Genomic DNA, 14,054 nt, shown 5'->3' on the forward strand with positions numbered 1-14,054 from the left:
GCGACATTGAAGGCCCCATAAAAAATCCCCGCATCATTCCATGCGGGGATTTTTGTTTTCAACGACGGATCAGACGTTTAAAGCACAGACTGACCACTCAACGCCAGGTCCAGCAACTCCCGGTTGGCCACCGCGTACATAGCGTAGTCCGTGCCGACCGCCGCACGAATTTCCACCATCATCGCCACCCAACGCTCGGCCATGTCCTTGTGCTGCTCAAGCCACAGGGCCACGCGGGCTTCCATGTCTTGTGGCGCGTCGGCCATTTGCAGGACGGAGATGGTGATCGCGCGTTGCTGCCAGTCCACATCGTCGCGGAACGCTTCGCGGGCCGCAGCCTGCCAGTTGTTGCCCACCGGCAGATCGCTGATCTGCTGCAGGTACCATGGCAAGTCCAAAGCGCTGCCAACGGCGAAGTAGGCCTTGGCCACTTCGGCGGCGTCATGCCCGGTCACGTCAGCGGCTTCGATGATCGGCAGCAAGGTGTACAGGTGGGTCGTGCCTGCAACCATGCGTGCCAACAACTCCGGCACGCCGGCTTCGGTGTAGGCCTGGTAGCGCTTCTGCCAGCCTTCGCGGGTCGGGCCTTCCAGCAGTTCGTCGAGCTTGAGGCCCAGCGCCGCCAGGTGCGGACCGAAGTGCGCGGTGTCACGGCCAGCGTCCTGCTCGTTGCGACGGCTGCGCAGGAACCAGCGCGTAGCACGACGACCCAGGCGCATCAGCTCATCCATCAGCTCCAGTTGCACCTCGGCGGAGACCTGGTGGTCCAGGGCTTCTATTTGGCGGAACCAGTGCGGGAGGTGGAAGATGTCACGCACGATCACATACGCGCCGGCCACGTTCGCCGGGCTCATGCCGGTCGACTCTTTGAGTCGCTGCACGAAGGTGATGCCCATGTGGTTGACCAGGTCGTTGGCGATCTGGGTGCTGACGATCTCGCGCTTGAGGCGGTGGCGACGCATGGCCTCACCGAACTTGGCGACCAGGCTCGGCGGGAACGCGGTCTCCATGTCGCGGGTCAGGTACTCGTCATCCGGTACCAGCGACTTGAGCAGCGCTTCCTTGAGGTCGATCTTGCTGTACGAGATCAGCACCGACAGCTCCGGACGGGTCAGGCCCTTGCCGTTCGCGGCGCGCTCGGTGAGCTGCTCCTCGGTCGGCAGGTACTCGATGGCGCGGTCCAGCTTGCCACGACCCTCCAGGTCGCTCATCAGGCGCTTGTACTCGGCAGCACGCTCGTAGGCACGGCGCGCCGCCAGGGACAGGGCCTGGGTCTGCTTGTAGTTGTTGCCCAACACCAGGTTGCCGACTTCTTCGGTCATGCTCGCCAGCAACTGGTTGCGTTGCTTGTCGGTCATGTCACCGGCCTGCACCACTTCGTTGAGCAGGATCTTGATGTTCACTTCGTGGTCGGAGCAGTCCACGCCACCGGCGTTGTCGATGAAGTCGGTGTTGGAACCGCCGCCATTGAGGCCGAATTCCACACGACCCAGCTGGGTCATGCCGAGGTTACCGCCCTCGCCCACCACCTTGCAGCGCAGCTCGTTGCCGTTGACGCGCAGGGCGTCGTTGGCCTTGTCGCCCACATCGGCGTGGCTTTCGCTGCTGGCCTTGACGTAAGTGCCAATACCGCCGTTCCACAACAGGTCTACCGGCGCCTTGAGCAAGGCATTCAGCAGTTCGGTCGGCGTCAGCTTGTCGGCCGAGATGTCGAAGCGTTCCTTCATCTGTGGCGAGATGGCAATGCTCTTCGCGCTGCGCGAGAAGATACCGCCGCCTTCGGACATGATGCTGGTGTCATAGTCGGTCCAGGCCGAACGCGGCAGCTCGAACAGGCGCTTGCGCTCGACGAAGCTGGTGGCCGGGTTCGGGTTCGGGTCAATGAAGATATGCAGGTGGTTGAAGGCCGCGACCAGTTGCAGCTTGTCGGACATCAACAGGCCGTTGCCGAACACGTCACCGGCCATGTCGCCGACGCCCACCACGGTGATGCTGTCTTCCTGCACATTGATGCCGCGCTCACGGAAGTGACGCTGCACGCCGACCCATGCGCCCTTGGCGGTGATGCCCATTTTCTTGTGGTCGTAACCGGCGGAACCACCGGAGGCGAACGCGTCACCCAGCCAGAAGCCGTAGTCGATGGCGATGCCGTTGGCGATGTCGGAGAAGGTCGCGGTGCCCTTGTCCGCCGCCACCACCAGGTACGGGTCATCGTCGTCATGGCGCACGACGTTGGCCGGTGGCACCAGGGCGCCGTCCTTGAGGTTATCGGTAATGTCCAGCAGGCCGGAAATGAAGATGCGGTAGCAGGCGATGCCCTCGGCCGCGATCTCGTCACGGCTGCCGCCCAGAGGCAGGCGACGCGGCAGGAAGCCGCCCTTCGCCCCCACCGGCACGATCACCGAGTTCTTCACTTGCTGGGCTTTGACCAGGCCAAGCACTTCGGTGCGGAAGTCTTCTTCACGGTCGGACCAGCGCAGGCCGCCGCGGGCGACGTTGCCGAAGCGCAGGTGCACGCCTTCGACCCGTGGCGAGTACACGAAGATTTCAAACTTCGGCACCGGCTTGGGCAATTCAGGGATCGCGTGCGGATTGAACTTGAAGCTGAAGTACGACTTGTTCTGCCCGTTGGCGTCGGTCTGGTAGAAGTTGGTACGCAGGGTCGCCTTGATCAGGTCCAGGTAGCGACGCAGGATGCGGTCTTCGTTGAGCACCTGGACATCGTCCAGGGCGGTGAGGATCGCTTGCTCCAGGCGTTGCTGCTTGTCTTCCAGGTCGTCGGCGGTGAGCTTGCGCGCCAAGTAGAAGCGGGTCTTGAACAACCGGGTCAACTCGCGGGCGATGTCGGTGTGGTTGTTCAGGGTGCTGGCGATGTAACCGAGGTCGAAGCCCAGGCGGATCTGCTTGAGGTAACGGGCGTAGGCGCGCAGCAGCGCGACGTCGCGCCATGGCAGGCCAGCGGTGAGCACCAGGCGGTTGAACGCATCGTTCTCGGCGTCGCCATGCACGATGTGCACGAACGCGTCCTGCAGGGTGTCGTTGAGTTGCTGGATATCCAGGTTCACGCCTTCGGCGGCGATGAACGCGAAGTCATGGATCCAGAACTCACGGCCATTGGCATGACGCAGACGGTACGGGAATTCGCCCAGCACACGCAGGCCGAGGTTTTCCAGGATCGGCAGCACGTCGGACAGCGCCAGCGGGGTGTCGGCGTGGTACAGCTTGCAATGCAGCTCGCGTTGGCCGGAGACCTGGCCCAGCGGCTGATAGAAGCTCATCACCAGCGGATTGGCTTCGGTGAGGCTGAGCAAGTGCTGCATGTCGACCACCGCCGAGTGCGCGGCAAAGCGCTCGCGGTAACCGGCCGGGAAGCCTTTCGGGAAGTCCGCCAGCACATTGGTGCCGTGGGCTTCTCCAAAGCTTTCCACCACCAGGCTGGAGTAGTCGTCCTGCCAGCTGCGGCAGGCCTGCACCACTTCCTTTTCCAGTTGCAGCGGGTCGATATCCAGGCGGTTCTTCGGATCAACCCGCAGAATCAGCTGCACACGGGCCAGCACGGATTCGGAGAAGAAGGTCCAGAACTCGCAGTCCGAGGCCTTCAGGCGATCCATCAATACTTGCTGGATCTTCTGGCGCACTTCGGTGGAATAGATGTCGCGTGGCACGTAGGCCAGGCAGTAGCAGAAACGACCGTACGGGTCCTTGCGCAGGAACACGCGGATCTTGTTGCGCTCCTGGATCTGCACGATCGACATCACAGTGCTGAACAACTCGTCGACCGGGGTCTGGAACAGGTCGTCACGGGGCAGCACTTCAACGACCTGGGCCAGCTCCTTGCCCAGGTGCGCCTTGGGCTGGAAGCCCGAGCGACGTTCGATTTCCGCGACCTTGCGGCGGATGTATGGAATGGCCCGTACGCTTTCGCCATACACCGAGGAGGTGTACAAGCCCATGAAGCGGTGTTCCTTGATGACCTTGCCGTCGGCGTCGATCTCACGGATCGACACGTAGTCCGGGTAGGCCGGGCGGTGCACGCGGCTCGGGTGCGCGGCCTTGGCGAAGGACAGCGCGGCTGGCTCACGCAGGTAGGCCACGGCGTAATCTTCGATGCGCAGATCGTCGGCGGTGAGGCCGGCGCGCAGCAGCTTGGTCAGACCGAGGAAGGAACCGGCGTCATATTCGATATGACCGCCGTCCGCCTCGTCACGTACCACGAACTCTTCATAGCCGAGGAAGGTGAAGTGGTTGCCCACCAGCCATTCCAGGAAGTTCTTGATCTCGGCTTTTTCTTCACCGTCGATAGCGAACTGGCTCGCATCGATACCGGCCAGCAGGTCCTGGACCTTGGCTTTCATCGGTTCGAAATCGGCCACGGCCACGCGCACTTCGCCCAGCACCTGCTCAAGCTCTTTGCTCAGCACGTTCAGTTCGGCGGCGTTGGCGCAACGATCGATTTCCAGGTACATCAGCGATTCTTGCAGGATGCCTTCGCCCTGGGTGCCTTTTGGCAGGATTTCCAGCAACTCGCCCTTGGCGCCACGGCGTACGCTGAGCACGGTGGTCTGCAGGGTGTGGATGCTGTAGCCACGGCGGTTCAGCTCGGTGCGGACCGAGTCCACCAGGAAGGGCAGGTCATGGTGCAGCACTTCGACCGCGGTGTGGGTCGACTGCCAGCCATGACGTTCGTAATCGGGGTTGTAGACCCGCACTTGCGGTTGGGTATGGTCAAAGCGCTCAAGCAGGCGCCACGCAGAGAGGGTGCAACCGGCCAGGTCGGAAAGGCGACGCTGGGTCAGTTCGTCCAGGGAAATGATGCCGAAGAATTGTTCAGCGAACAGCGCCACTTGTGGCAGTGCCTGTTCACTGATGTGCTGCGCCAGTGCCGCTTGCAGTTGATGCTGGAAGTCGGCCTTGCTGGCTGCGGTGAAAAACGCCATCTGTGGTACTCCGCTTGGGCTTGTTATTGATGGAAGCGTCGCGTGTTATCCCCTTGCGGGGAGACCGTCAGCGCTGTTCGCTGGGTGACGAGTTAAGCACCATAAACGAATCAGGGTGACAGGTGGGTGAAGCTGGACAAGACAATGAGGTCACATACAACTTCCATAAGATGTGCACCTTGCCGGGTGACGGTACGACGGGCAGGTCAGGCGCCAGGCTCATGCACATCCGTTGCGCAGCTTAACGAGTGTGGGAAGCCAGCTGCTTGCGACGCTGCGACATATTCGGTCATCAGTAAGCAGGCACCGGGTTGCGACTTGGGCAACCCATCATTCCCGGGAGAAAAACCGGCTATTTCCACGCCGGCGAGTATCAGAAATGACCGATATTGCCCGCCAGGTCATGCACGGGGTATGACACAGGAAGCAGCACAAAATTCGCCGCAATGGCACAATTGCGCGCATTACGCCCTACCCCAGACAGGATTGCCCATGCTGCAACTGAAAACCGACGCCCTGATGGCCACGCCGTGCGACGACGAAGAAGACAACATGGCCATGCTCTGCTGCCACGGCAAGAACGGCGAAATGTTCATGCTCACCCGCTACCCGGATGAAGACGAAGTGGAGTTGACCTGGGATTACGAGCCCTCGACGCTGGATGGGCTGAAGGTCACGCTGAGTGACACTACCCTGCTGGTCGAATTGGCTGCCGGCGATGCCGATGCCTTGGGTGGCAAGGACCAGCTGGAGATTACCCACGCCACGGCGGCGTCGGATATGGCCGAAGTCGAGCAAACCCTGCAAAACATCCTGAAAGGCACCGGCGCCTTCACCCGAATTTAAGCGGCACCCACAATCAAATGTGGGAGGGGGCAAGCCCCCTCCCACATCGACCGCGTTCCCACACACATTTCCTACAAGATTTGCCAAAAATACCCGTCACGCCGTTAGTCGCCACCCCCCTCGATGCTTTAAAGTAGACGCCCCAGGTCTTGGCATTTTTCACAACGCCAAGGCTCATCTCTCCAGGAACCGTCATCGATGGAACATCGTGAAGCGCTGCTTGCGCTGCGAACCTTTCTTTCTACGCAGATTCTCGGCCAGGAAAAACTCATCGATCGCCTGTTGATCGCCTTGCTCGCCGACGGCCATATGCTGGTGGAAGGCGCGCCAGGCCTGGCCAAGACCAAGGCCATCAAAGAGTTGGCCGAAGGGATCGAAGCGCAGTTCCATCGTATCCAGTTCACCCCCGACCTGTTGCCCGCCGACATCACCGGCACCGAGATCTATCGCCCGGAAACCGGCAGCTTCGTGTTCCAGCAGGGCCCGATCTTCCACAACCTGGTGCTGGCGGACGAAATCAACCGCGCCCCGGCCAAGGTGCAATCGGCCCTGCTGGAAGCCATGGCCGAGCGCCAGGTCAGCGTCGGGCGCAGTACCTATGACCTGTCGCCGCTGTTCCTGGTGATGGCCACGCAAAACCCCATCGAACAGGAAGGCACCTACCCCCTGCCGGAGGCCCAGCTCGACCGTTTCCTGATGCACGTCAAGATCGGCTTCCCCGACGCCGCCGTGGAGCGACGCATCCTGCAACAGGCCCGTGGCGAAGCGCTCAACGGCGAAACCAAGCCGGAACGTCGCGTCAGCCAGCAGGCGATCTTCGCCGCACGCAAGGAAATCCTCGGCCTGTACATGGCCGACGCGGTGGAGGAATACCTGGTGCAACTGGTCATGGCCACGCGCACGCCGGCCAAATTTGATCCGGAGATGGCCGAGTGGATCGCCTACGGCGCCAGCCCTCGCGGCTCCATCGCCCTCGACCGCTGCGCCCGCGCCCATGCCTGGCTGGCCGGTCGCGACTTCGTCAGCCCGGAAGACATCCAGGCGGTGCTGTTCGACGTGCTGCGCCATCGCATCATCCTGTCGTTCGAAGCCGAAGCCGCCGGCATCGACCAGGACCGCGTGGTGCAACGCATTCTCGACGTCGTTGCCGTCGCTTGAAACCCATGAACGCAGGCGATGGCATCCGCATCACGCTCAGCGAGTTGATCGAGATGCGCCATCGCGTGCGCGAAGTGCAGCTGTTTTCCACCCCAAGCCAGCGCAGCCCGCTGATCGGCCTGCACCACTCCAAACTGCGCGGACGCGGTGTGGACTTCGACCAGGTGCGCGTGTACCAGGCCGGGGACGATGTGCGCACCATCGACTGGCGCGTGACGGCGCGTACCCAGGAGCCGCACACCAAGCTGTTCCATGAAGAGCGCGAGCGGCCCATCTTCATCATGGTGGAGCAAAGCTGCCGGCTGTTTTTCGGCTCCGGGCAAATGTTCAAGTCGGTGCTGGCGGCACAGGCGGCCAGCCTGATCGGCTGGGCCGCGCTGGGCCACAACGACCGCGTGGGCGGGCTGGTGTTCGGCGATAGCGAGCACTACGAAATCAAGCCCCGGCGCAGCAAGCAGAGCCTGCTGCAATTGCTCAACCGCCTGGTGCGAGTCAACCAGAGCCTGAACACCGACAGCCGCCCCGAAGCCGACGCCCTCGGCATGGCCCTGCGTCGTGGCCGCGAAGTGCTGCGCCCCGGCAGCCTGGTGATTGTGATCTGCGATGAACGCGCGCTGACCGAGGGCGCCGAGCAACAACTCAGCCTGCTGTCACGCCACTGCGACCTGTTGCTGCTGCCGATCTCCGACCCGCTGGACCACGCCCTGCCCGCCGCCGGGCTGTTGCGCTTCGCCGAACGCGGCGCCCAGCTGGAACTGGACACACTCAACTTCGACCTGCGCCAGGCCTACAAGGCCCAGGCCGAAGCGCGCATTGCCCGCTGGGAACTGCTCGCGCAGAAACTGCGTGTGCTGTTGATGCCTTTGAGCACCCAGAGCGAAATGGTCGAGCAACTGCGCGAATACCTCAACCCGCAACGCCCGGTTAAAAAACAATGAGCAGCCTGGACCAACTGCAACCGCTGATCGCCCCGCCCGCCATCGGCTTCTGGCCGCCTGCGCCAGGTTGGTGGCTGTTGCTGCTGGTGATTCCGCTGCTCGGTTGGGGCCTGTGGTCCCTGCGCCGTTTCCTGCCGGCCCGCCGCCCCGTGGCTCGCGCCGAACAACCGCTGGACCCGCTGCGCATTGCCGCCCTGGCGGAACTGGCGCTGATGCCCAAACCCTACGACGGCGCGCCTGCCGGCGCCTGGCTGCAACAGCTCAACGGCCTGCTCAAGCGCCTGTGCCGCAACGACTACCCCTACAGCCAGAGCCACACCCTCAACGGCCGCAAATGGCTGGCGTTCCTCGACAACCGCTGCCCTGCCGCCGGCCTCACGCGCTGGATGGTGCTGGTGGAAGGCGCCTACAAACCCGAATGCAGACTCGACGACAAGGCCATCGCCGGCCTGACCCAAGCGGTCGATACCTGGATTCGCAAACATGTTTGAGTTCGCCTGGCCGTGGATCTTTGCCCTGTTGCCATTGCCCTGGTTGATGCGCCTGGTGCTGCCCGCCGCCGACAGTGGTGAGCCCGCATTGAAAGTCAGCTACCTCAGCGACCTCGAAGGCCTGGCCCGCCGCCGCGCCCGCGTCAACCTGCCGGGCTGGCGCCAGCAAGCGCCCTTCGTGGTGCTGTGGTTGCTGCTGTTGACCGCCGCCGCACGCCCGGAATGGCTCGGTGAGCCACTGCCCATCGCCGCCAGTGGCCGCGACCTGCTGGTGGCGGTAGACGTGTCCGGCTCCATGGATTTTCCCGATATGAACTGGCAGGACGAAGACGTGAGTCGCTTGAGCCTGGTCAAGCACCTGCTCGGCGACTTTCTTGAGGGCCGTGAGGGTGATCGCGTCGGCCTGATCCTGTTCGGCAGCCAGGCCTACCTGCAGGCACCGCTGACGTTCGACCGCCGCACCGTGCGCACCTGGCTGGATGAAGCGCGCATCGGCATTGCCGGCAAGAACACTGCGATTGGCGATGCCATCGGCCTGGCCTTGAAACGCCTGCGCCAGCGTCCGGCGCAGAGCCGCGTGCTGATCCTGGTCACTGACGGCGCCAACAATGCCGGGCAGATCGACCCGCTGACCGCTGCGCGCCTGGCGGCCGAAGAAGGCGTGAAGATCTACCCCATCGGCATCGGCGCCGACCCGGAGCAAACGGGTTCCCTGGGCATCCTTGGCGTCAACCCGAGCCTTGACCTCGACGAACCGGCGCTCAAGGCCATCGCCGAAGCCACCCACGGCCAGTACTTCCGAGCACGTGATGGCGAAGAGTTGCAAGCGATCAAGCAAACCCTCGACAAGCTCGAACCTGTCGAACAACAACCCACCCAGGCGCGGCCCGCCCTGGCCTTGTACAGCGCGCCGCTGGCCCTCGCGCTGGTGCTGAGCATGTTGCTGGTGATCCAGGAACGTTGGCCGAACAACGCCCTGCAACGCGTGTTCAATAAGCTGTCGAGCAAGGGGATTTTCCTGCAGCAACACCCGGAATGGCGCCAGCGCCTCAAACGCCTGCGTTTGCGGAGGCGTCGATGATCGACCTGTGGCCGCACTGGTTCCGTCCCTGGTGGTTGTTGCTGTTGCCGTTGCTCGGCTGGCTGCTGTGGCATCTGTGGCACCGGCAAAAGCGCGCCGGACGCTGGCAAATGATCCTGCCGCCGGCCTTCCACGCGGTATTGCTCAGCGGTGGCAACGGCCGCGAGAGCAAATCGCCCTGGGTGGTGCTGGGCATTGCCTGGCTGTTGGCAGTGCTGGCGTTGCTCGGCCCCAGTTGGCAAAGAGTCGAGCAGTCCAACCAGAAACCGTCCGACCCATTGGTGGTGCTGCTGGAGCTGACCCCGGAAATGCTCGCCACCGACAGCCCGCCCAACCGCCTGGAGCAGGCGCGGCGCAAGCTGTACGACCTGTTGCAGGCGCGCACCGATGCGCAAACCGCCATTGTCGTCTATGCCGGCAGCGCCCACACGCTGGTGCCGCTGTCGGACGACCTGGCCACCAGCCGCAACCTGCTGGAGGCCTTGCGTCCCTCGATCATGCCCGAACCCGGCCACCGCGCCGACCTGGCCGTCGAGAAGGCCCTGGGTCTGCTCAAACAAGGCGGCCTCGGCCAGGGCCGCCTGTTGCTGATTGGTTCTTCGCTGTCCAAACAGGAGCGCCAGGGCATCCGCCTATTGCTGCAAAGCGGCCAGGCGCCGAGTTTGTCGATCCTCGGCATCGGCAGCCGCGAGGGCACGCCGGTGACCCAGGAAAGCGGCGAGTTCCTCAAGGACGAACAAGGCGCGATCCTGGTGCCGCGCCTGGACAGCCCGACCCTCAAGGCCTTCGCCAGCGAAATGGGTGGCCGCTACCGCGCTGCGCGGCTGGACGACAAGGACCTGCGCCAGCTCGGCGTGCTCGACCCACCGCAAACCCTGCGCAACGACGGCCAGTTGCTGCACCTCGACACCTGGGCCGACCAGGGCTACTGGCTGCTCCTGCCGCTGTTGCTATTGGCCGCCTGCGCCGGTCGGCGCGGCTGGTTGTTCTGCCTGCCGTTGCTGCTGTTGATTGCACCGCAACCCAGCTACGCCTTCGGCCTGCAAGACCTGTGGCTGCGTCCCGACCAGCAGGGCCAATATCTGCTGAAGAAAAAACGCCCGGCCGAAGCCGCCGAACACTTCCAGGACCCGCAGTGGAAGGGCGTGGCGCTTTACGAGGCCGGCAACTATGCCGAGGCCATCAAGCTGTTTGCCGAAGGCAATGACGCCTACTCCCACTACAATCGGGGCAATGCGCTGGCAAAATCCGGGGAACTGGAAGCCGCTATCGACGCCTACGAGCAAGCCCTCGAAGCCCAGCCCGACCTGCAACCGGCGCTGAAAAACAAAGCGCTGGTAGAAACCCTTATGCAGGAACAGGCCCAGCCGGAGCCGTCTCCTGCGGCAAAAAACGAGGATGACGAAACCACCCAACCCGGCCAAACTGCGCAACCGGGCGCCACTGGGCAAAACGCCACAGGCGGCGAACAGTCATCCCAAGGCCAGGGTGAAGCCGGCACTGGCGACACCGAGCCCGGCAACACGCCGCAAACCGCGGGCAATGAAGTACCGGGCAGCGAACTGGGCGACGAACAGACCACCACCCCACCGCTGCGGCCTAGCGAGGCCAGCCTCGACGGTGAACATCGCCAGGCCCTGGAGCAATGGCTGCAGGAGATCCCGGACAACCCCGGCGAACTGCTGCGCCGCAAATTCTGGTACGAACAGCAACAACATCAGGACAAGACTCGATGAGCCGCCGCACCACCCTACTGCTTCTGCTCGCCTTGTCGGCCGGCCACGCCCAGGCGGCGAGCCTGGTCGCCAGCGTCGACCGCAGCCGCGTCAACTCCGGGGAAACGGTGGAACTGACGGTGGAGTCCAGCGACGTCACTCAGTTCGGCAAACCCGACCTGTCGCCGCTGGATGCGCAGTTCGAAGTCAGCGGCACGCGGCAGATCAACCAACTCACCACGCTGGGCGGCGACAACCACGCCACCACGCGCTGGATCATCACCCTGCTGCCCAGGGAAAACGGCACGGTGGTCATCCCGCCCCTGCAAGTGGGCGAACACAAGACCCAGCCGATCAGCCTGCAAGTGGTGGAGACCGCCAGCCAGAACACCGCTGCCGAGCTGGCGCCGGTATTTATCGAGGCCAACCTCGACCAGACCAGCGTCTATGTCCAGGCCCAGGCGCTGTTGACCGTGCGCGTCTACCACTCGGTGTCGCTGTATGACGACAGCAGCCTCACGCCGTTGCAGATTGCCGATGCGCGTGTGGAGCAGTTGGGCGAGTCGCGCACCTATGAAAAGGTCATCAACAGCATCCGCCACGGCGTGATCGAGACCCGCTACGCGATCTACCCGCAGCACAGCGGCACGTTGGCGATCCCGACGCAGACCTTCAGCGCGACCCTGGTGGAATCGCGCCCGCCCCAGGAAAACACCCTGCAAGGCACCAAGCCGGGCAAGTTGATCCACGTGAGTTCCGCAGAGCTGCCGCTGGTGGTCAAACCCAAACCGGCGCTGTATCCCGCCGATGCGCCGTGGTTGCCGGCACGCAGCCTGACCTTGAGCGAACACTGGAACCCGGAGCCCGAGCATGTGCAGGTCGGCGACTCCCTGACCCGCAGCCTTACGGTCAAGGCCGAGGGCCTTTCCAGCGCACAACTGCCAGCGCTGCCCAGCACCGAAATCAACGGCCTGCGCCGTTACCCGGACCAGCCGGTGCTCGGCAACCAGACCAGCGACCATGGCCTGATCGGCAGCCGCGAAGACCGCGAGGCCCTGGTGCCCACTCGCGCCGGCAATCTGGAACTGCCCGCCGTGGACGTGGTGTGGTGGAACACCCACGAAGACCACCTCGAACGCACCAGCCTGCCGGCGCGCACCTTGCAGGTCGCCATCAACCCGAGCCTGGCCGTGGATACCCCCGCTACGCCGACGGTGATCACCGCGCCGGACGATGAACGCCTGTGGCTGTGGCAACTGAGTACGCTGATCCTGGCCTGCACCACCCTGCTGGGTTTTGGCCTGTGGTGGCGTGCACGTCGGCAACCGGCCGTGCAGCGCGCCGCACAGACCGGCCCGAGCCCGCGCACGCTGCTCGACGACCTTAAACGCGCCACCCAGGCCAACGACCCCCAAGCCACCCGCCAGGCCCTTGACGCCTGGGCGCGGCAACAGCCGGAAACCCTGGCGGATATGGCGGCGCGGTTTGTGCCGCTGTCGGACGCGTTGGACGGTTTGAATGGTGCACTGTATAGCGAGAGCGGGCATTTCTGGTTGGGTGAAGACCTGTGGCGTGCGGTGAAGGCGATTCCGATAGCTGAGCGCGAACCGGACCCGGCGGCGGATACCACCAGCCTGCCGCCGCTGTATCCCAAGTAGCCAAGGTCACTACTCAAGATAGGACAGGCATGGCCGATAAAACCATGTAGCTTTCGATTAATGGAGTTTTTAAAATGGCCATTACGTTGAATGTTTCCTATCCGCCATTAAGTAAGCAGACAGATGCTTATACCATCAAAAATCCGCAGCAAGTCACGAATGCATTCACCATTACCGAAGCCTCCGAGGCGTCGGATACATTGAAGCTTGGCGATCAGGAGAAGATCAGTCAGCTTAAGGAGTTTTTGAAAGATTATGATATGACGTCAATCAGTACCGCAGAATTGAAGAAAGTTGGCAGACGGCTTTTTGACGACGGAATGATCAGTGAGCGTGCATTTGGAATGTTCATTTCTGGTGACGGCGCATCCGATGCCAATGGGCGCCAGACAAATACCCATGTAAAATTTAACGGCATAGCGTTATTCAACGAACAACTGGAAGACACGGTAGCTTATTTTAAAACTGATCCACGAATCAGTAAGCGCGATGGTGCCATGGACCATTTACGAAGCATGGTCGAGGCCAATCAAGCTATCAACGCGCTGGCCTACTTCGTAAAATCAACGCATAGTAATTTATCAGTCAATGAGCGTGCTTAAATGCACAGCGTGAAGCACAGTGCGTCGGGGACTGCCCTGACGCACTGCCTTTAACCCCTCAGCGACCGTATCTGATCGTACCTGAGTAGGATTTCGGTACCGCTTCGTTGTTTTTCAGCCTGACTCGATAGTTACCAAACGGGCCTGAGTACGAGGCGTTACTGCCTATACTGAAAGTTTCCTTTTTCCACGTCCCGCCTACTTCACGCTCGATAAAAATCCCGGGAGTCCTTCCAGCCCCTCCTACTGTAACCATTGCATCAATGCTCGCCCCGTAACAGCCGTTGGCCGAGGTTATTGCAAATGGACGATGAGCAGTAATTTCCTCCTCAGGTGGTATGATTCCACTGTAACTATCAGTGATATAGAGACATAGCGCAGAGGCTGGCGTGGCAAACAACGTCAATACAGCAAGCAGCAATGCAATAAGGCTTTTCATAATAGTCTCCATCATTATTAAGAAAACACAAAAGCGCATCACACGAGGAGCGCGTTATTTGACCACTCCACGCTTGCCAGACTGCATGAATTTTTATCAAATTAAGCCAGCTGCTTCCTAAATCCTGGAAGGAAAGTCCTGTCATTTTTTAGTGCAGGAATAAGTAAGGCGTTTCCTAATCCTGCCGCC

The 14,054-nt window shown here is 62.2% G+C and carries 10 protein-coding genes; 8 read left to right on the forward strand and 2 right to left on the reverse strand.

Annotated elements, in window-relative coordinates:
- Positions 1-77: 77 nt before the first annotated feature.
- Positions 78-4,937, reverse strand: a complete 4,860-nt coding sequence (locus BM110_RS11015) for an NAD-glutamate dehydrogenase (RefSeq protein ID WP_092244190.1) — start codon at positions 4,935-4,937, stop codon at positions 78-80.
- A gap of 492 nt (positions 4,938-5,429) precedes the next feature.
- On the opposite strand from BM110_RS11015, the gene BM110_RS11020 reads away from it, so the two are divergent.
- The 8 genes from BM110_RS11020 (at position 5,430) to BM110_RS11055 (ending at position 13,426) form a co-directional block, all read left to right on the forward strand.
- On the forward strand, positions 5,430-5,783 hold the full coding sequence (locus BM110_RS11020; protein WP_093513378.1) for a hypothetical protein: 354 nt from the start codon (positions 5,430-5,432) through the stop codon (positions 5,781-5,783).
- A gap of 198 nt (positions 5,784-5,981) precedes the next feature.
- Positions 5,982-6,941 carry an AAA family ATPase gene (locus BM110_RS11025; RefSeq protein WP_003174327.1) on the forward strand — a complete coding sequence of 320 codons (960 nt, stop codon included), beginning with the start codon at positions 5,982-5,984 and terminating at the stop codon, positions 6,939-6,941.
- A gap of 5 nt (positions 6,942-6,946) precedes the next feature.
- The gene (locus BM110_RS11030; protein ID WP_092244193.1) at positions 6,947-7,879 is read left to right on the forward strand and encodes a DUF58 domain-containing protein; all 933 of its coding nucleotides are present in this window, start codon (positions 6,947-6,949) and stop codon (positions 7,877-7,879) included.
- A complete protein-coding gene (locus BM110_RS11035) occupies positions 7,876-8,370 on the forward strand; it encodes a DUF4381 domain-containing protein (protein WP_071487950.1) in 495 nt (164 codons plus the stop codon). The genes BM110_RS11030 and BM110_RS11035 overlap by 4 nt, the downstream gene beginning before the upstream one ends.
- Positions 8,363-9,451 carry a vWA domain-containing protein gene (locus BM110_RS11040; RefSeq protein WP_093121210.1) on the forward strand — a complete coding sequence of 363 codons (1,089 nt, stop codon included), beginning with the start codon at positions 8,363-8,365 and terminating at the stop codon, positions 9,449-9,451. The genes BM110_RS11035 and BM110_RS11040 overlap by 8 nt, the downstream gene beginning before the upstream one ends.
- A complete protein-coding gene (locus BM110_RS11045) occupies positions 9,448-11,187 on the forward strand; it encodes a tetratricopeptide repeat protein (RefSeq protein WP_093513379.1) in 1,740 nt (579 codons plus the stop codon). The genes BM110_RS11040 and BM110_RS11045 overlap by 4 nt, the downstream gene beginning before the upstream one ends.
- A complete protein-coding gene (locus BM110_RS11050) occupies positions 11,184-12,824 on the forward strand; it encodes a BatD family protein (RefSeq protein ID WP_092244202.1) in 1,641 nt (546 codons plus the stop codon). The genes BM110_RS11045 and BM110_RS11050 overlap by 4 nt, the downstream gene beginning before the upstream one ends.
- Positions 12,825-12,898: 74 nt before the next feature.
- Positions 12,899-13,426, forward strand: a complete 528-nt coding sequence (locus BM110_RS11055) for a hypothetical protein (protein ID WP_093513380.1) — start codon at positions 12,899-12,901, stop codon at positions 13,424-13,426.
- A 58-nt stretch (positions 13,427-13,484) separates the two neighbouring features.
- On the opposite strand, the gene BM110_RS29345 is transcribed toward BM110_RS11055, so the two are convergent.
- A complete protein-coding gene (locus BM110_RS29345; protein WP_139220326.1) occupies positions 13,485-13,865 on the reverse strand; it encodes a hypothetical protein in 381 nt (126 codons plus the stop codon).
- Positions 13,866-14,054 lie beyond the last annotated feature (189 nt).

Source organism: Pseudomonas sp. NFPP28 (genome assembly GCF_900115535.1).
GTDB classification, from domain to species: domain Bacteria; phylum Pseudomonadota; class Gammaproteobacteria; order Pseudomonadales; family Pseudomonadaceae; genus Aquipseudomonas; species Aquipseudomonas extremorientalis.

What these genes read in the sequence shown, in the direction of transcription:
- BM110_RS11030 (WP_092244193.1), top strand. Translation starts at nt 6,947, where the DNA reads ATGAACGCAGGCGATGGCATCCGCATCACGCTCAGCGAGTTGATCGAG.
- BM110_RS11035 (WP_071487950.1), top strand. Translation starts at nt 7,876, where the DNA reads ATGAGCAGCCTGGACCAACTGCAACCGCTGATCGCCCCGCCCGCCATC.
- BM110_RS11045 (WP_093513379.1), top strand. Translation starts at nt 9,448, where the DNA reads ATGATCGACCTGTGGCCGCACTGGTTCCGTCCCTGGTGGTTGTTGCTG.
- BM110_RS11055 (WP_093513380.1), top strand. Translation starts at nt 12,899, where the DNA reads ATGGCCATTACGTTGAATGTTTCCTATCCGCCATTAAGTAAGCAGACA.
- BM110_RS11040 (WP_093121210.1), top strand. Translation starts at nt 8,363, where the DNA reads ATGTTTGAGTTCGCCTGGCCGTGGATCTTTGCCCTGTTGCCATTGCCC.
- BM110_RS11015 (WP_092244190.1), bottom strand. Translation starts at nt 4,937, where the DNA reads ATGGCGTTTTTCACCGCAGCCAGCAAGGCCGACTTCCAGCATCAACTG.
- BM110_RS29345 (WP_139220326.1), bottom strand. Translation starts at nt 13,865, where the DNA reads ATGAAAAGCCTTATTGCATTGCTGCTTGCTGTATTGACGTTGTTTGCC.
- BM110_RS11020 (WP_093513378.1), top strand. Translation starts at nt 5,430, where the DNA reads ATGCTGCAACTGAAAACCGACGCCCTGATGGCCACGCCGTGCGACGAC.
- BM110_RS11050 (WP_092244202.1), top strand. Translation starts at nt 11,184, where the DNA reads ATGAGCCGCCGCACCACCCTACTGCTTCTGCTCGCCTTGTCGGCCGGC.
- BM110_RS11025 (WP_003174327.1), top strand. Translation starts at nt 5,982, where the DNA reads ATGGAACATCGTGAAGCGCTGCTTGCGCTGCGAACCTTTCTTTCTACG.